A 16,873-nucleotide genomic window follows, 5' to 3' on the forward strand; every position below is an offset into this window, starting at 1 on the left:
GCAGGTCAGAGCGTGCGGTAAAGTGAACTTATCGCAGCCTGTAAGCCTGGCTGATATCAAAAAAGATCGTTTGCGGAGCACAAAATGAAGCTGACCCAGATTCGTAATGCCACACTGCTGCTGGAGTATGCAGGCAATAAATTCCTGATCGATCCGATGCTGGCTGATAAAGAAGCGTGGCCAGGCTTTGCCGGTAATGCCCGTCCCCATCTGCGAAATCCTATGGTTGAACTGCCTCTCCCGGTTGAGGCGCTGCTGGCGGTAGATGCAGTGATTGTCACCCATACACATATGGACCATTGGGACGAGGCCGCGCAGCAGCTGATACCGAAGACGATGGTGATCTATAGCCAGAATGAACGTGATGCAGCGCTGATTCGTTCGCAGGGTTTTGCACACGTTAGGGTGCTGCGGGATGAAAATTCGTTTGTCGACGGCCTGACAATTCACAAAACAGAGGGCCAGCATGGCAGCAATGCGTTGTATGCCGACAAAACAATGGGCGATATTCTGGGTGATGCCTGTGGTCTGGTATTTACCCATCCGTCAGAAAAAACGCTCTACATTGCCGGGGATACCGTCTGGGTTAAGCCTTATGTCAGAACACTGCAACGTTTTCAGCCGCAGGTCGTGGTAATCAATGCCGGTAATGCGACAAACGATCTCTATGGCCCGATTATCATGGGAAAAGAGGATACGCTGCGTACGCTCAATATTCTGCCTGAAGCGACGCTGGTGACTTCGCACATGGAGGCGATCAACCATTGTCTTCTGACACGCGCTGAACTGCGTGCTTACACCCAGGAACAGGATATTGCTGACCAGGTGGTGATCCCGGAAGAGGGTGAAACGATGACGTTCTGAGCGTCGTGGCATTAAACCGGCCAATTGCGCGTTTCATTCTTAATCATACATTTTCATACAATAAGGGGGGAAAGATGGCTGCTCTGAGCGTTGCTGTGCTGGCAACGGCCGGTTTTAGTCCATTTCATTTTTCAGTTCCCTGCATTCTGTTCGGCTCTGCTCTGCCGCAGCAGGATCTGTTTCATATTGATATCTGCGCAGAAAAATCAGGCCCGGTGATCTCAGAGATGGGACTGTCAATCATGGTGACGCATGGGCTGACCCTGCTTGATCGGGCAGATATCGTTATCGTGCCATACTGGCACAATCCGGAAGAAAAACCGTCACAGGCGCTGCTTGATAAGCTGGTGGCGGCCTGGTAGCGTGGCGCGGAGATCGTCGGACTTTGTCTGGGGACTTACGTACTGGCTTATGCAGGCCTGCTTGATCAGCATCGTGCTGCTACCCACTGGGAATTTGAGCGTGACTTCAGCGAACGCTTTCCGCAGGTTCTGCTCGACAGCAACGCCCTTTATACCGGGGACGATCGTCTTATCACCTCTGCCGGCACCGCAGCGGGTATCGACTGCTGTCTGGACATCATCCGTCGGCACTATGGCAGCGCCGTGGCGAATCGGGTGGCCAGACGTATGGTGGTGCCGCCTTACCGAGAGGGCGGACAGGCGCAGTTTATTGAGCGGCCGGTTCCGGAATCCACGCGAGACGGTAAGATCAATGCACTGCTGTCATCCCTGCGAGAGAATCTGCATCAGCCGCAGGATCTGGACTCACTTGCGCGCACACTCAGCATGAGCCGGCGAACGCTGACGCGGCATTTTCATAAGGCGACGGGGATGTCACTGGGCGAGTGGCTTACGGCCGAGCGTCTGCAACGTAGCCAGCAGTTACTGGAAACCACCGGCATCAGCATTGAATGTGTAGCAGCAAAGGCAGGCTTTGATTCACCTGTCTCGTTCCGGCAGCGTTTCAAATCCCGGTTTGGCGTCTCTCCCAGCGAGTGGCGCCGGACATTTCGTGGTCCACAGAAGATGGTGAACGAAGAGAAAGTGGCAAAAGATAACGTATGATCAAGTCGGGATGGCTATCGGCATTCCGGAATTGCAATGCCGGAACAGTGCCACACAGTAGCGATCACTATTCCGACAGGAACGTTGCGATTAAAGCAGGAAATCATCCAGCGACTGGCCATTTTCAATCGCCGATTTAATGACAGAGGGCGTTCGCCCCTGACCGGTCCAGTAACGGACCTGGCCATTTTCATCGGTGTAACGGTATTTGGCCGGACGTTTCGCGCGTTTCTTTGTACCGGTTGCGGAAGGAGATGTGCTGTTTACCAGCTCCGCTGGGTTAATGCCTTCTTCCAGCAACAGCTCTTTGTAAAACGCCAGTTTCTCCGCTTTTTCACGGGCTTCTGCTGCCCGCGCGTTTTCCTCATCACGACGCTCATTTACCACGGTCTCTAATTTCTGGCGCAACTCTTCGAGCATATCCAGAGCCATATTGCGCGCCTCTGCACGAAGTGTGCGGATATTATTCAGGCTGCTCAGGTTCTTAGTCATAAAATTCCTCAAATATTCAAGTTAATCAATAAAGTGCAAATTATTCAGCCGGCAAGGGTAACATTTACGTGCCTGAGAAATGAAGCTTAAATGTGGTGTTATTCGCTAGTAGTGCTCCGCTATGAACACTGATTGAGCCAGTCAAGGAGAGGATTTAAGCGAATTGTGCTGGTTTAATGCTGAGTGTCATTATCGAAGCAGGATTGCGGGATTTACATTTTTGCTTTTGATTAACTGTGCTTAAATCAGTCAACCGGGTTTATTAAGGACAGGCATGAAGTTTCGCCGTAAAAATGATGATCCTGCGCCAGCAATTTCGCCGTTGCTGAGAAGCATTATGCTCTCAGGCGCACTGCTCACCGTGGCGGTCATTGGATTAAATGTGTGGACGCTGCGGGAAGACTGGAATGAAACCGTCCTTAAAGCTGAAGATACGGCTGTGAATCTCTCACTGTCGCAGGCGCGGCAGGCTGACGATACGTTTCTGCAAACCGAACTTTCATTGCGCGAAGTACAACGTGAGCTTGAAAGGCTGCTCGCCACTACCGGCGCAGAGGGTAAGGCGCTGAGTCAGACGATGCATCTGTTGCAGAGCCGTCTGCCGCAACTTCACGGTCTGTTCTACTATGATGAGCGGGGCCGGTGGATAGCGACCTCGATGAGCCGGATACCGTCGGACGTTGATAATTCCGATCGTGAGTATTTTGATTATCATCGCGCCAGTCCGCGCAATAACCTGCATATCGGCCCGGTCATTCGCAGCCGCACCACGCACGAACTGGTGATTCCGGTTACCCTGCGCGTCAACGATGCTTACAAGGGTTTTAAGGGTGTATTGCTCGCCACCATTAAAGTGGACTACTTTCGCCGTTTCTACAGCTACTACGAACTCAGTGATGGCGATGTGCTGGTGCTGATGCTGGCAGACAGTACGGTGCTTTACGCCCGACCGATGCCCGATAGCTACATCGGCAAAAATCTTTCAGTGAGTCCGCTGTTCCTGAAGATCCTGGCCAATTCGGATAGAGGCAGCGGTCAGTGGACGGCTGCACTTGATGGTAAAAGACGCATCTTCGGCTTTGTCCGCTCACAGCGATATCCGCTGGTGGTAGCCGCGGGCTACGACAAGCATGCCCTATTTAACCACTGGCTTAAGAGCCGGGTACAGGATCTGATTCTGAGTCTGGCTCTGCTACTAGTTATTCTTTTACTGGGTGCGTTTGTGCTGCGTCAGGCGCGCGATACGCTGCGTTATCAGCGTGAACTGACACGACTACGCGATGAGCTGACTGCAGCGAATCGCTCTCTGGAAAATCAGGCACAGAGTGACGGGCTGACAGGGGTTGCTAACCGTCGCCATTTCGACCACATGCTGACAGAAAGCCTGCTGAATGCGGAGCTCAGTGGTCTGCCCGTGTCACTGATTCTGTTTGATATCGACTATTTTAAACGTTACAACGACACTTACGGCCATGTAGCCGGTGATGACTGTCTGAAAAAAGTGGCCGCCGTTCTGAAGCACGCCGCCCGGCGAAAAAACGAACTCACCGCGCGCTATGGCGGTGAAGAATTTGCCATCATTCTGTCTGAACAACCGCTGTCCGCTGCGCTGGAACTGGCGGAGTCCATCATCGCAGCCGTTAATCGGCTCGCTATTCCGCATATGACTACGGAGCTGCCGCAAGGGCACGTAACCCTGAGTGCAGGCTGTGCCATGTATCTTGCTACTGATTCACAGCAGGGAAAACAGGCGCTGATAGCGCGCGCGGATGAGGCCTTGTATCGTGCGAAACGGGCAGGGCGCAACCAGGTAATGTGTGAAGAGCGTCCGGCTAAGCACGCGTGAGCAAATTCTGAACTGCACCCGTAGCACGGTGATCGCTCAACCTCACCAGGGAGCGAGCATGTCAAACGATACCGGTTTCACTCATCCTGCTTTACAGGTACGTGATTTAGAAAAAGCGTAGTTTTATCGTCGTTATGCCGGTATGCAGGTAATAGATCAGCGAGAACCGGCCATTGCAAAAGCGCAGAAAGTTGCATGGCTGTCAGACCTGACCCGACCTGTTGCTCTGGTGCTGGTGCAATTTGATAACAGTAACGATACGCCACTGGGGCCTTTTGGTCATATTGGCGTAGCCTGCGGCAGTCGCGGAGAGAGGCAAAAGTGGCGATTGCATGGCGTGAAGGTGTATTGCGACGCGATGCGCAGCAATCTGGTGCACCAGTAGGCTACTGGGCATTTTTGGCCGACTCTGATGGTAATACGCCTGAACTTTCATTTGGCCAGCAGGTCGGGTTGGAAATCATCACGTCCCGTAAGTCCGGGTCTGTTTTGAATAGATAAAACGGCTCAGCTAAGTAAATGAAAGCTTTTATCTGCAACGCGATTGCGCAGAGCATTTCGGTTATTTCACCCAGGATAGCGTCTGTGCATGATTGAGCATGAAGCAGGGTAAGCAGCGCGTAAACAGGCAGGAGAAGTATGAGTCGGTGATTGATATGTTTCTGTCTGTTGCTGATAAAAAACCGCCTGAGCAACGCCAGGCGGTTATCATCCAGGCATTCTGAATTAGATCAGAAAATCGTCCAGCGATTTACCTGCATCGATGGCTGATTTAATAGCCGATGGGGTACGGCCCTGACCTGTCCACTGCTTAACGTCACCATTCTCGTCGGTATACTGATATTTAGCCGGACGAGGCGCACGTTTTTTCTTCTCAGCGGGCGCAGTTGGCATACCATTTAACAGTTCGTTAGGATCGATACCTTCCTGCAACAGTAATTCGCGATATTTTGCCAGTTTTTCAGCTTTTTCACGATTAGCCGCTTCAGAAGCCTGAGCTTCTTCACGTCGCTCACTAACCACAACAGACAGTTTTTCCAGCATTTCTTCCAGGGCAGCAAGGTCAAGCTCGCGAGCATTTGCGCGGAGGGTACGGATATTATTCAAGCTGTTGAGAGTGTCACTCATCAAAGTCACCATAGTCATGTTCAGATAATAAAAATACAGAGCGGGTTCACGCTGATGCTTTTCGTCAGACCTGCTTTTTTAAAATGCTTGCCTTCGAAGAATCATAATACAGAACCAATAGTTCAACCTTAACATATTAATCTGTTTCTGAGAGAGTTGAAACTCTATTTAACGCATGCTCGTTAAACAAAAGTAAATTTATGCTATTATCTTACTCACTTCAATCAAAGTGGCTAAAACCTGTATCACCTGAGAAGCACGATAATTTAGTGGGCTATGGATTAATCGTGCTGATTTTTCTGCATTGTTAGCGGAGTCGCTTCGCTATTCGCATGCTCCTCCTGAGAAAGAGGATTACGTTAACTGCAAAGCTCACATGCAGTTAGCGCACAGTGCAATGATATTGAGTGTAATTTCTCAGTAAAGATCCCGATATGAATTATTTAGCTAATTTATTCTGAGTAAGGTTGAAGCAGCATCTTAGTCATAAGTTCATGAAAACAATTTAATTTATCCACAAAATCTTCTATTTTCATGAACATAACATAGCGCATAACAGCGCTGCAAAATTGTCTGCCGGTTGGTTTAAATATGGGTACATTGTGCAGTGTACTCAGACAACTGGATAGGGGTTAAGCAGAATCATCGCCTGGCTGCTGCCATTAAACTGATTATTTACGGTAATAATTACCCTTAGTTCAATCAGAGCTTCCAACTAATAAGCCCATGACATGGTGTGGCTAGAAGCCTGGTGCCATTTTTATCCAGGATTATTGCTTAAGGCGCATTAAACCCAGCACTTAGTTGCATAACTTCGACCAGGTTTGATAAGTGATTTCACAACTTCTTCTGGCCTTCAGTCCACGGCATAACGTTCAGCAGTAGAGTAATGAGTTACCGGCCTGGTGAGTCCAGTTGTGAACGGCGCTGGACTGTTTCATGGTGCAATTAACTCTGTGGTTTCTCACTTATGCCGTGTTCTTTCTCAGGTTACAGAAGAGAGGAACAAGTTTGAATAGTTGCGAGGGATAGATGCGCACTATAAATCAGTGCAGGATTGGGTGAGCATAATCATGCATCAGCGTCACCTGAACACAATGTACACGTCGCTAATGCAAGCATGGGGAGGAATAACCTCAGGCTAAGCTACACTGAACAACTGATGCGTTAACGTCAGCGCGATGATTACTTCTGCAGAGGTCTGAAGTGTTTAAAGGCAATAAAAAATCATTACCGGTTCGTTACTGTAAAACCTGTAACAAACCAATGTCATGGCGTAAAAAATGGGAGAAGTGCTGGAATGAGGTTTTGTATTGCTCAGAGCGTTGCCGGCGTCAGCGTTCTGCGCAGCATAAAGATGATGCGCAGAACGCTGAGCGGAACCAGTGAAACTTACAGGAACAGGCCAGGTATTGACCTGGCCTCACAGATTGCTATTGCTGAACCTCAATCTGTTGCCAGCCTTTTTTAAACATGCAATCTTTTACCAGTATCTCGCGCTGACTTTCATTGGCGTCACTGGTGGAGTAGTCGGTATCAGTCGTTTTATATTTACTGTCTTTCGAGGTGTATTTACCACTGACGATATTATCAGGAGGTAAATCCCGCAGCGCCTGAGCCTGACAGGCTGTTTCTGCTATGGTTTCCTGCTGCTCAGATGCATCGGGTTTGACCCATTTATATTGCACGCATCCGGTCAGACAAAGAGTGAACAACATCAGCATTATCGGTTTCATCATCTGTTCCTCAGCGACCCCCGCCAGCCTTGAGGCGAGTTATTCAGTAAGGAAGCCAGTCTGGTCAACTGAATGGGCTTCCTCTCCTGCAAAAATAAACTTTCAGCCAACATTAAAATGTCAGACCGCCACCAATGTAGGGTCCGTCTATCAGCGTATGACCTGGACGCCCATCTTTGCCATCGACACCTGCATAGCGATAGCCCACTTTTAAGACCAGTGGGCCTAGAGGTGACCAGCTGACGCCGGCGTTTGCTTCCACAAAATTCTTAACGCTGTTAGTCAGTTGTTCCGGCGCGGAATACCCCTCACCATAAATCGCAAAATCGGCAGGCAGATTGATTTTCACACCGCCGCCGACAGGAAATGCGACGCCGTTATCCCCTTTTTTGCCACCGATATACGTAGCTTTAGCGCCAGCCGTCAGCATCACCGGACCAATTTCGAGGTTATAGCCGGTACCTGCCTGACCAATCTGCACACCATCTGCCGTATTTTTGATCCACTGGCTGTCCAGATAGAGTCCGCCGGAAGAACGGCCAATTTCAGCATCCAGCGCAGAGGTGTTTTTACCTTGTTCAGCATTCAGGCCAATGGCCATTGCAGATGAAGAGACACACAGCAGTAAGCCAAGGCTAATTAAGGAGATTTTCATTGCTCATTTCTTCCACATCAGGAGTTTTCAGGGAATTAATCAATATCGTGGTTTAAAACGATCTACTTTTGGATCATTTCTTTAACATCATGCTGTTGCAACTGATGCATGTTTCCGTCCGCATCTTTATAGGAGAGCATGCCCGTTTCTTTATCTCTGACGGGTTTACCCTGCGTGGTTATCATGTGGCCGTCATTGGTGGAGATGACATAATTGCCTGAGCAGGCGGAAATGGACATAACTGAAACCATCATCACGAAAGCGAAGGCGAATTTTCTGCCATGATTGAAAGATGTCATTTTACTTTCCACTCGTTGTTCTTTAAGAAGATGCGGCATTATTAGCTGTGTTTGTTAAACGACATGATAACAATCTGGGAGTACGGCTACGAATGCATAAAAAAATGATCTGGATCATTTCACAGGTTGTTCAGAAGAGGGTTAAGAATTACGCATTGTTTGAAAGCTAAGGTATTTAAATAACCTCATTGCACTTTTCTTTTTTCAGAAGTGATATGCATGAAAGGTGTTGTTAAGTGCAAGGCAGGAATTTAACAATAGCTCCTTAATGACAGGATAATTTGATGTTTCAAATTTTACGTTGTGGCTCTTTTTCTTTTCGCTATAGTGAGCCGGCAATATCATTATGATTAGTGTGATTTAACAAGGAGTTAATATAGCTATGAAAAAAACAATTATCGCTTTGATTTTTGTTGCTTCACCATTAACCGTGTTCGCTGCAACTGATTCCTGCAAAGATCAACTGGCCGATATTTCAGCTAAAAGAGAAATGGCTAAACTTCATGGAAATAGCGCAGAAATTGCCCGACTCAATATTGCTCGTGACAAAATTGAAACTTATTGTACTGATGAGCGTCAGGCAACGCGTGCCTCTCATGACGTCAGAAAACGAGAAATCAAGGTTAAAAAAGCAGAGCTTGAGCTTCAGGAAGCTGAGCAGGATTTGGCTGAAGCAAAAGCAGAAGGTCGCACCGACAGAATAAAAAATAAAATCAATAAGATAGAAGAAAAGAAACTGAAGCTTGAATCTGCAAAATTAGACTTGCAAGAAGCACAGGATGATGCTCATAGACTGAATTAACATTATTTATTCGAGGGCTTACCAGCATAAGCCTTCGAATTTCGCAATCCACCGCTCTTTGTGGTCAGTTTAGGCAAGGCAGATTATTCGCCTTCTGATTAAGAAAACAGCACAAGCTTGTAGAACATAAATTACCGTTCTTCGTCTGTTTAAGCACTGGTAGACAGAACCATAAAACATCCCCACTCCTGTACTCTACCAGAACGGTATTGCTGCTAAAAATATTGCTGATGAAATAAATATTCACCGTTAAGGATTCACGTGACAATCTGGAAGAAGGCATAAAAAAAACCACTCATTCGAGTGGTTATAAATAATACAAGGTTGTTCATGAGCAAAGCTGCGATACAGAATAAATTAATACTGGGATATATCTATGCAGGGGAATGATAGCTTTTGGTACCGTAGAAAACTATATAATTTTTGCGAAAAGGCAAAAGATTTGATTGCAGAAGTTGTCATTTTATAGTCGGCGTTAAAAAATAGGTGTCGAAATTTGGATTGGTGTTTTTTTTATTTTGTGTTGATAACACCTTATTAACTTTTGTTTTTATTTTGAGGTGGGTTTTCAACCACATTTTGCTGATTGAATTTTGGAAACACGCGCAGCTAATAATCTTTCTTAAGATTTCGTTAAGATCCGCGCTGTAAATTAACCTGACTGTTTAACGGAGATAAAAATATGAAGAAGATTATTTTAGCGGCGTTGTTTACATGTATGACTTTTGGTGTTTCAGCGCAGGAAGGTTTTGTTTCGGCAGAAGGGCAGGGCTATTCGCAGGGCGGATTTAAAGGTCCGACACCCGGTGCTGTTTCAGTCGCTCAGGCTAAAACACTACGGGATGATGCCTGGGTTGTTCTGGAAGGCAATATTATCAGGCAGGTTGGACATGAACTTTACGAGTTCAAAGATACCACCGGTAGCATTTATGTCGATATCGACGACAAACGCTGGATGGGGCAAACCCTTTCACCTGCGGATAAAGTTCGTATTGAAGGAGAGATCGATAAAGACTGGAACAGCGTTGAAATTGACGTGAAAACTGTCCGCGTTCTGAAGTAACCTGTATTTACCACTGATATGGCAGTGACCTGAAGCCGGGCCACTGCCATTTTTTATATGCGCGTTGCCGGTTGAGTATTCCAGGTTAAGCAATAACTATTCGGAGCATGTCCGGCAAGATAGCGATGACTAAAACTTCCAGTCTTAACCTCGAATGAGGCAGTGCATTCACAACTTAAAAAGATGGTGCTGAATCAATCCTGGAACAGATATAGATTAGTTACAACACACTAAAGTGCGTGTAGCTGGACAGGAGATCCTCCTATGAAATGTGCATGCTTTTGGCTAAATCTAACCGAGCCGTCCTGAAAATTCGAGTGCTCATTGACAAGCCGCCCCGGACGGCCCGAAGGGCCGTGGTTGTTCTTTACAGTAAAAAATGAATGATGTAACTAAATTTCTGCTGTTATCTTCTTTTCGGAATTTAAAGATGGGGGACCGTAGCGTCTTAAAGAAATGAGAGGCAGATACTTTCTATCCGGTTTTCGCTCAGGCAGGTACGGCTATTGTGCACAATATCGTTATGACGGCTTTGTAATACCTTAACTCTGAGGCCGGTCTGTAAACTGAGACATGTTTTACATGACAACCAGCTGGTCTGATAGTCCCTCACAGGTGAGTATTAAAGATAAAAAAGGTTTCTGAATCAGGATAGTTTCAGAAACCTTTTATCGATCACAGTTACGTCTGGCTAAGTAAACCGTGTCAGCCGCCTCAAATCAGCCAATCTGGAAAGCCATAAAGATGCCGTTGTTGAACCATGTTACTTTTTCGCCCGCGCTATTAAGTATCCAGCCAGCCTCACCAATGGATGAGTTATTCCAGTCTTTATTCTCTGTTGCGCTGGCAAAACCCAATGCATTGATACTTTTAGCGGCACGGTCATAGTTAAAATAGCCCTGCGAGTTCAGACCCGCATCATTCCACAAGCTAAGAAGTTTCGAGTAACCGATGTCGGCACCACTTACGGTAATCACTTCTGACATATTCAATTCACGCATTTTAACATCCTTTTATGTCTGTATAATTTAACTGGTAATGCAGGGGGATTTTAGCAAGAAGTACTGAGGTTGTAGCTGCCCTGAATGTCAATTATCATTATCAAAAGAAAGTTAAAATAAATCGTAAATGGATTTTTTTTGATTGACTTGATAAGAGCAAGGCCCGTTAGAACTGGCATACACATAACTTTATTTTTCCATATCATGAAAACAAGATCGTTTGCGTACGCAATTTCTGATTAAGTAAAATAAATTAAAATCCGCATCGTGATTCGCCCATCATTTCTTTACCTGAGTAACGAAATAAGTGATTTTTTTCTTAAAAATCAGTATATTTAACGCTTGATTAGCCTCCAGGCGAGTCTGGAGGCTAATCTTTTTGTAATGAACCTATATTTCAATTATTTAATCCGGTTAGCTTTTATGTAAAAGCGGCACTTTTCATGGTCAGTATTAACAGAATTTTAAATTTTACGGCAGGAATCCTGCACTTTTGAAAATTCTTAGCTGATTAAAACAGTGTATGCCGCCACACCAGAGTTAGAGCAAAAAGACACCAGGAAAGATATTCAGTCAGGCCAGGATAAAGCGGCAAAACAGCATCGCTAGCGATACTGTCTACTCCGCGTAAAACAATAATTATCGGATAAAAGAATCCCCTACTTGTGCCCGAGCATACCATTCCATCAGCTCCCCAGTGCCCGGCTCATTTTCGGCGGGTGCCCATGGCGCTAAGTCTTGTTCAGTCACAGACTGGTAACCCCCGTGTTTAACCTCAAAAATAACACCCCAACGATAACACCGCATGCCAGGTGCCTGCTTCCGTCTCCATGACCTTGCACCCCTCTCCTAACACCACCCGTTGGGTAACATACCCATTTTCATCAAAGTGTAATACCTGAAACCGCCCACAGAGCGAGGTCAGCAATTCAAAAGTATGCGGATGTCGATGAGGACGGACGGTTGCCGTAAGGCTTTTGCCATTCTCAACGGATGTATAACCTCTGCATTCGCGGAACAAATCTCAGCCCGGATAATAGATGCTGCTTAACGCTATAAAACTGACGATGGCAGAACTCACAAAGATCGTCTGTATCGCGTGATAGCAGGTGACAGAAAGAGGTTCTCTGTTTCCTAAACGAAAGCCATTTTGAGCGCTTTTACACTGTCTGCCTGAAGCCAGATCAAAAACCGAAACGCTTATCATTTATAGAATGAGTGCTTCTTACTCAGAGGCAGAGCGTGGTATGGCAATTAACATGGGCAGCACCTACCGAATCCTTGGTTATCAGCCATCGGTCAATTTCGCCTGGCGGCAAAAATTACTGACAATGGGCATGCTGCCCGGGGCAGTGGTGGAGGTTATTCGCGTGGCACCTATGGGCGATCCGGTTCAGATTCGTACCCGCCGTGTCAGCCTGGCGGTGCGACAGCGTGATCTGGCCGACATCATTCTGGAGGAAGTCATCTGATGAAAAAGATTACCATCGGATTGATTGGCAATCCCAACACCGGCAAAACCACACTGTTTAATCAGCTGACCGGTGCTCGCCAGCGGGTCGGTAACTGGGCGGGTGTCACGGTTGAACGTAAAGAAGGACAGTTCTTTACTGCACAGTCTGACGTCCGGCTCATCGATCTGCCCGGCACTCGCTCGCTGACTACGCTATCCGCTGAAAGCTCTATTGATGAGAGCATCGCCTGTCAGTATCTCTACCAGAATTCCGCCGATGTAGTGATTAACGTCGTCGATGCTTCCAGTCTGGAAAGTAACCTGTTCCTGACCTTTCAACTACTTGAGCTTGGCGTACCCTGTATTGTCGCCCTGAACATGCAGGATATTGCCGCAAGCCAGAACATCACAATTGATGCCGCAGCGTTGTCAGCCCGCCTGGGATGTCCGGTGGTTTCACTGACATCAACCAAAGGCGACGGTATCGCTCAACTAAAAGCACTGATTGACCAGCCACCTATTTATCGCGCCCCAGAAAAGGTGCCATATCCGGCCGCGATTGAAACCGCGATTGAGCAGCTCAGCCTGCGGATGTCCGGGTCGCTGACCCCGCAGAAAAGGTACTGGCTGGCATTGCAGTTGCTTGAAGGCGATATCAACAGCCAGAAACTTTGCCCGGAACTGCTTCCAACCTTGCCTGAGATTATGGAGCGGGCGGGTGGCGATACGGGCGTGCAGATTGCCGATTATCGCTATCGTGCCATTAATGCGGTTTGTGCGGCCGTCAGTAACATTCATCAGGCTACCCCAGCCAGCCTTACCCGCAAGATTGATAACATTGTGCTGGACCGCTGGCTGGGCATTCCGATATTCCTGGCCGTGATGTATGTGATGTTTGTTCTCTCTATTAATATCGGCGCGGCATTGCAGCCGCTGTTCGACGGCAGTTCGGTGGCGATATTCATTCATGGCGCACAATGGCTGGGATATGTCTGCCACTTCCCGGTCTGGCTGACGGTTTTTCTGGCGCAGGGGCTGGGTGCCGGTATCAATACCGTGCTGCCAATCATTCCACAAATTGGCCTGATGTTCCTGTTCCTCTCTTTCCTTGAGGATTCAGGCTATATGGCGCGCGCCGCCTTTGTGATGGATCGGCTGATGCAGTCACTTGGCCTGCCGGGAAAATCTTTTGTGCCACTGATTGTCGGCTTTGGCTGTAATGTGCCGGCAGTCATGGGTACAAGGACGCTGGACACGCCGCGTGAGCGTCTGCTTACGGTACTGATTGCACCTTTTATGTCCTGCGGCGCGCGGCTGGCAATCTTTGCGGTGTTCGCCGCGGCATTCTTTGATGCTCACAGTTCCAGCCTGGTATTTTCACTCTATCTGCTGGGCATTGTCGTGGCGATTGTGACCGGACTGGTGCTCAAGCATACTCTGCTGGGTGGCGAAGCTTCACCGTTTATCATGGAATTGCCGGTCTATCACCGACCTCATCTTAAAAGCCTGCTGCTGCAGAGCTGGCAACGGCTGAAAATGTTTGTAGTGCGTGCCGGTCAGGTCATTATCCTGGTGAGTATGCTGATTGGTGTGCTGAGCAGCTTTGCATTCAATGGTCAGCTGGTTGATGACATAAATCACTCTGCGCTGGCAGCGACCAGTAAAGCCATCACACCCGTGCTTCTGCCCATCGGCGTGACACAGGATAACTGGCAGGCGACAGTGGGGCTGGTGAGCGGCATTATGGCAAAAGAGGTTGTGGTCGGTACGCTTAACAGCCTTTACACCACGGAGGCGATTCAGAGTAGTGTGTTTAATCCGCAGGCTTTTAACCTGGCGGATGAATTGAAAGAGGCGCTGACGGAAACCTGGACGGGCCTGACGGCTGCATTCAGAATTGATTCGCTGGCCCATCCTATTGATGCCAGTAAAGGCGATGGTGAGATGGCATCCGGTTCAATGGGCGTGATGGCAGCAAAATTTGGCAGCGGCTTTGCCGCTTACAGCTATTTAATCTTTGTCCTGCTCTACGTTCCCTGCGTCTCAGTCATGGGTGCAATCGCGCGAGAGGCCGGGAAAAAATGGATGATGTTCTCATTCTTCTGGGGGCTTAACATCGCCTATACCATGGCGACACTCTTTTATCAGACCGTCACATTTAACGCGCATCCTGCATTCAGTGCAGTCTGCCTGATAAGCGTGCTGTTGCTGAATGGAATCATCCTGCTGACACTGCGTAAAGCTGGAAACAGGGTGCAGGCAATACCGGTTATGCCTGGAGAGGAAAAAAGAGGTTGTCGCGGCTGCCACGGAAGCTGTGATAAACAGAAAGGCTACGCGCAGTAAAGATAAACATCGATGCTCTCCGTTGCGATGCTGATTTATCAGCGCCGCAGCGGAGAGATACCCGATCGTCCTTTCGCTGACAGTGATAAGTCAGGAACATCAGTGAAGAGCGTTGATCGATATCCCCTGGCGCACCGCGCGTTTTGGTCATTCCTGTTAAGCTGGCAGTTGCTATCTCAGAGACAGATTCACAGCAGATGGTATGGCAGCACGAAGAAAGTAATGAAATCAGCCGGATGAACCGACCATGCTCCCGCAATAGTGATAAACCGTACCGGCTTACACACAGGCTGTCCACTTTTTCTGTGGATAACTCTGGCCTGAAAACAGGTCAAATTCGCGCTTCATGAAGCTATCAGCCGGGAATATCGGGTTCAGCATACTGTTCCATGAACTCCACCATAGCGCCTTTATGCGCATCCACATGACGGATATAGCGCATCAGCGTCTCCGGTTTTTTCCAGGTGCCTTCCTGCATGATCCGGGCGACAGGATAGCCTTTATCTGCCATATCCTGAGCTGCTCCCACTCGTGCACTGTGACCACTCCAGCCGGTATAACGATTTTTGTTGGCTTTTATTGCACCTGCTTTACCGGCCGTTCGCCAGGCGCGCTTAAAAATCTGTTCCAGTGCCCGGGTACTCATTGGTTTTTCTGTAATAATTATCCGGCCAGAGCGATGTACTGCATTGAACAGCCAGGCATCAGGCTGACTGGAAAGGCCGGATGCCTCAATCCACTCTTCAAGCCGCCGGGTTGAATGAGTGCTGAGCGCCTTGATCAATCCGCCAGTCTGCACAATTGTTTTTGTCCACGCCACATCCAGAATGATACGACCGTCACCGGCACGCATCACATCACGCACCCGTAATCGTGACAGTTCACTGATACGCAGTAGTGTTGCATAAGCGACATGCAAAAAAGCCATGTCACGAAGCACCTGGAGATTGTCAGAACCTGACCACTTTTTATCCAGCGCCATAAGGTCTGTCAGCCTGAAAGGCACGGCCTGACCCGCGCGCTCGCCGCTTACGACGGCAACCCGGTTAATTCTCTTCATGGTGCGGAAAACCAGCGGAGACACATTGGGAACGGGCAACCCGGCGTTACGGTGTAACATCGAGATTAACGCAGCATGGGAGGTGACAGTCGAGGAGGCCCGACCGCTTTCAGCCAGAAAAGAGAGATAGTCGCGTAAATCCTCTGCACTCATCGGCAGAAAAGTACGCTGATTATCTTCTGACCACTGATTGCAGATTCGCATGACGCTAAGCAACTGTCGCCAGGTATTAGGGGAAAATGCCTCTTTGTCCTGGACGAACTGCCTGAGCCGTTCGGTGATATCACTGTTCCGGGTGACCGTCAGACGGGTTAACGGCACTATCTCGCTCATTTTTGCTCACTTATCAATCAGAAAACGCGATGATCGCGCTACGTGAATTCTGAGAATTTCGCAGGGGGATTACCGGCCAGAATTTACGTAGCGTTGCCATTTTGCAGGGTAATCTTTGCTGCTCTTTATCATAACCCGACGACTTTGCTGTGTCATGACTTCGTATAAGAACAATTATACGAAGTCATGTGAATGTGCAGGATTCAGCCCGGTTTTGACCTGATAAACAGATTCTCAAATGGGTAAGGCAGGGAGACGTTCGAAACACCAACCTATCCAGGGTTAATGACGAAGCGGTTATTTATGACAAGGCATAAAATGAAAAATAGAAGAGAAGTCTGAATAACTATCTAGTGAAATCGTGAAATAGTAACCTGATAAATAGAATCTGAATAAAGTCAGCACTTCCAATGCGCTGAGTAAGGCGAAAAAAACGTGAAATTCAATTAACAGACTATTGAGGATTGAAATTTTATTATGTATTCAGCCAGTTTAATTTATAGATAATTGAAGGATCCCGAATGAAACTTCTGTCTATCAGATCCGTTTGAAATCACTTCTTTTACTGAATTGCTGCAGCGAAAATTTCCCATGCTGTCTCAGCCATCATCATATGAACACTTCTCATTCACGCTCTCCCGGAGCATGTCTGCATCCGAAATCAGAATAAAAAACTAAATACTGACTTCGCAAAGATTTAAATGTCAACTGTTAGCGACTATCCGTTA

The 16,873-nt window shown here is 47.8% G+C and carries 14 protein-coding genes and 3 pseudogenes; 9 read left to right on the forward strand and 8 right to left on the reverse strand.

Going from position 1 to position 16,873, the window contains the following annotated elements; translation table 11 throughout:
• Nucleotides 1–84: 84 nt before the first annotated feature.
• Entirely contained in the window at nt 85–864 is a 780-nt protein-coding gene (locus F3I44_RS17985) for an MBL fold metallo-hydrolase (protein ID WP_150015205.1), read from the forward strand.
• A gap of 74 nt (nt 865–938) precedes the next feature.
• Nucleotides 939–1,931 (forward strand): annotated as a pseudogene (locus F3I44_RS17990) (GlxA family transcriptional regulator).
• 90 nt (nt 1,932–2,021) lie between these two features.
• Here F3I44_RS17990 and F3I44_RS17995 read toward each other — a convergent pair.
• The gene (locus tag F3I44_RS17995) at nt 2,022–2,423 is read right to left on the reverse strand and encodes an H-NS family nucleoid-associated regulatory protein (protein ID WP_150015204.1); all 402 of its coding nucleotides are present in this window, start codon (nt 2,421–2,423) and stop codon (nt 2,022–2,024) included.
• A gap of 274 nt (nt 2,424–2,697) precedes the next feature.
• Between F3I44_RS17995 and F3I44_RS18000 the strand changes: the two genes are divergently transcribed.
• Both F3I44_RS18000 and F3I44_RS18005 read left to right on the forward strand, forming a co-directional pair.
• Entirely contained in the window at nt 2,698–4,269 is a 1,572-nt protein-coding gene (locus F3I44_RS18000; protein WP_150019504.1) for a diguanylate cyclase, read from the forward strand.
• 58 nt (nt 4,270–4,327) lie between these two features.
• Nucleotides 4,328–4,770: pseudogene (locus F3I44_RS18005) on the forward strand (VOC family protein).
• Nucleotides 4,771–4,995: 225 nt separating this feature from the next.
• On the opposite strand, the gene F3I44_RS18010 reads toward F3I44_RS18005, so the two are convergent.
• Nucleotides 4,996–5,397 carry an H-NS family nucleoid-associated regulatory protein gene (locus F3I44_RS18010; RefSeq protein WP_098049800.1) on the reverse strand — a complete coding sequence of 134 codons (402 nt, stop codon included), beginning with the start codon at nt 5,395–5,397 and terminating at the stop codon, nt 4,996–4,998.
• A 1,206-nt stretch (nt 5,398–6,603) separates the two neighbouring features.
• On the opposite strand from F3I44_RS18010, the gene F3I44_RS18015 reads away from it, so the two are divergent.
• Nucleotides 6,604–6,786, forward strand: coding sequence for a DUF2256 domain-containing protein (locus F3I44_RS18015; RefSeq protein ID WP_150015202.1), 183 nt, complete (start codon nt 6,604–6,606; stop codon nt 6,784–6,786).
• Between the two features lie 44 nt (nt 6,787–6,830).
• On the opposite strand, the gene F3I44_RS18020 is transcribed toward F3I44_RS18015, so the two are convergent.
• From F3I44_RS18020 to F3I44_RS18030, 3 genes are all read right to left on the reverse strand, one after another.
• Complete coding sequence (locus F3I44_RS18020; RefSeq protein ID WP_370452858.1) at nt 6,831–7,136, reverse strand: hypothetical protein; 306 nt, start codon at nt 7,134–7,136, stop codon at nt 6,831–6,833.
• A gap of 109 nt (nt 7,137–7,245) precedes the next feature.
• On the reverse strand, nt 7,246–7,788 hold the full coding sequence (locus F3I44_RS18025) for a YfaZ family outer membrane protein (RefSeq protein WP_150015201.1): 543 nt from the start codon (nt 7,786–7,788) through the stop codon (nt 7,246–7,248).
• A 62-nt stretch (nt 7,789–7,850) separates the two neighbouring features.
• Nucleotides 7,851–8,087, reverse strand: coding sequence for a YgdI/YgdR family lipoprotein (locus tag F3I44_RS18030; RefSeq protein ID WP_150015200.1), 237 nt, complete (start codon nt 8,085–8,087; stop codon nt 7,851–7,853).
• A gap of 382 nt (nt 8,088–8,469) precedes the next feature.
• Between F3I44_RS18030 and F3I44_RS18035 the strand changes: the two genes are divergently transcribed.
• Together F3I44_RS18035 and F3I44_RS18040 are read left to right on the forward strand one after the other, a co-directional pair.
• Nucleotides 8,470–8,889, forward strand: a complete 420-nt coding sequence (locus tag F3I44_RS18035) for a DUF1090 family protein (RefSeq protein WP_150015199.1) — start codon at nt 8,470–8,472, stop codon at nt 8,887–8,889.
• A gap of 682 nt (nt 8,890–9,571) precedes the next feature.
• Nucleotides 9,572–9,952, forward strand: a complete 381-nt coding sequence (locus F3I44_RS18040) for a YgiW/YdeI family stress tolerance OB fold protein (protein WP_150015198.1) — start codon at nt 9,572–9,574, stop codon at nt 9,950–9,952.
• A gap of 719 nt (nt 9,953–10,671) precedes the next feature.
• Here the strand turns inward: F3I44_RS18040 and F3I44_RS18045 are convergent.
• Together F3I44_RS18045 and F3I44_RS18050 are read right to left on the reverse strand one after the other, a co-directional pair.
• Nucleotides 10,672–10,953 (reverse strand): hypothetical protein, encoded by a 282-nt coding sequence (locus F3I44_RS18045; RefSeq protein WP_150019505.1) that lies wholly within the window; start codon nt 10,951–10,953, stop codon nt 10,672–10,674.
• Nucleotides 10,954–11,592: 639 nt separating this feature from the next.
• A pseudogene (locus F3I44_RS18050) lies at nt 11,593–11,914 on the reverse strand (WbuC family cupin fold metalloprotein); the annotation flags it as partial.
• Between the two features lie 286 nt (nt 11,915–12,200).
• Here F3I44_RS18050 and F3I44_RS18055 point away from each other — a divergent pair.
• Both F3I44_RS18055 and feoB read left to right on the forward strand, forming a co-directional pair.
• Nucleotides 12,201–12,425: a FeoA domain-containing protein gene (locus tag F3I44_RS18055; protein ID WP_150015196.1), complete on the forward strand. Its 225-nt coding sequence runs from the start codon at nt 12,201–12,203 to the stop codon at nt 12,423–12,425.
• On the forward strand, nt 12,425–14,752 hold the full coding sequence (gene feoB, locus F3I44_RS18060; RefSeq protein WP_150015195.1) for a Fe(2+) transporter permease subunit FeoB: 2,328 nt from the start codon (nt 12,425–12,427) through the stop codon (nt 14,750–14,752). The genes F3I44_RS18055 and feoB overlap by 1 nt, the downstream gene beginning before the upstream one ends.
• Before the next feature lie 355 nt (nt 14,753–15,107).
• Here feoB and F3I44_RS18070 read toward each other — a convergent pair whose 3' ends face one another.
• Nucleotides 15,108–16,145, reverse strand: a complete 1,038-nt coding sequence (locus F3I44_RS18070; protein WP_150015193.1) for a tyrosine-type recombinase/integrase — start codon at nt 16,143–16,145, stop codon at nt 15,108–15,110.
• Nucleotides 16,146–16,873: the final 728 nt, after the last annotated feature.

The sequence above is a fragment of the Pantoea sp. F_5 genome (genome assembly GCF_008631595.1).
Classification (GTDB): domain Bacteria; phylum Pseudomonadota; class Gammaproteobacteria; order Enterobacterales; family Enterobacteriaceae; genus Pantoea; species Pantoea gossypiicola.

Bases quoted from the DNA above. Each gene is read 5' to 3' on its own strand.
- F3I44_RS18040 (WP_150015198.1), top strand. From the start codon at position 9,572: ATGAAGAAGATTATTTTAGCGGCGTTGTTTACATGTATGACTTTTGGT.
- F3I44_RS18055 (WP_150015196.1), top strand. From the start codon at position 12,201: ATGGCAATTAACATGGGCAGCACCTACCGAATCCTTGGTTATCAGCCA.
- F3I44_RS18010 (WP_098049800.1), bottom strand. From the start codon at position 5,397: ATGAGTGACACTCTCAACAGCTTGAATAATATCCGTACCCTCCGCGCA.
- feoB (WP_150015195.1), top strand. From the start codon at position 12,425: ATGAAAAAGATTACCATCGGATTGATTGGCAATCCCAACACCGGCAAA.
- F3I44_RS18020 (WP_370452858.1), bottom strand. From the start codon at position 7,136: ATGATGAAACCGATAATGCTGATGTTGTTCACTCTTTGTCTGACCGGA.
- F3I44_RS17995 (WP_150015204.1), bottom strand. From the start codon at position 2,423: ATGACTAAGAACCTGAGCAGCCTGAATAATATCCGCACACTTCGTGCA.
- F3I44_RS18070 (WP_150015193.1), bottom strand. From the start codon at position 16,145: ATGAGCGAGATAGTGCCGTTAACCCGTCTGACGGTCACCCGGAACAGT.
- F3I44_RS18025 (WP_150015201.1), bottom strand. From the start codon at position 7,788: ATGAAAATCTCCTTAATTAGCCTTGGCTTACTGCTGTGTGTCTCTTCA.
- F3I44_RS18000 (WP_150019504.1), top strand. From the start codon at position 2,698: ATGAAGTTTCGCCGTAAAAATGATGATCCTGCGCCAGCAATTTCGCCG.
- F3I44_RS18030 (WP_150015200.1), bottom strand. From the start codon at position 8,087: ATGACATCTTTCAATCATGGCAGAAAATTCGCCTTCGCTTTCGTGATG.
- F3I44_RS17985 (WP_150015205.1), top strand. From the start codon at position 85: ATGAAGCTGACCCAGATTCGTAATGCCACACTGCTGCTGGAGTATGCA.
- F3I44_RS18045 (WP_150019505.1), bottom strand. From the start codon at position 10,953: ATGCGTGAATTGAATATGTCAGAAGTGATTACCGTAAGTGGTGCCGAC.
- F3I44_RS18035 (WP_150015199.1), top strand. From the start codon at position 8,470: ATGAAAAAAACAATTATCGCTTTGATTTTTGTTGCTTCACCATTAACC.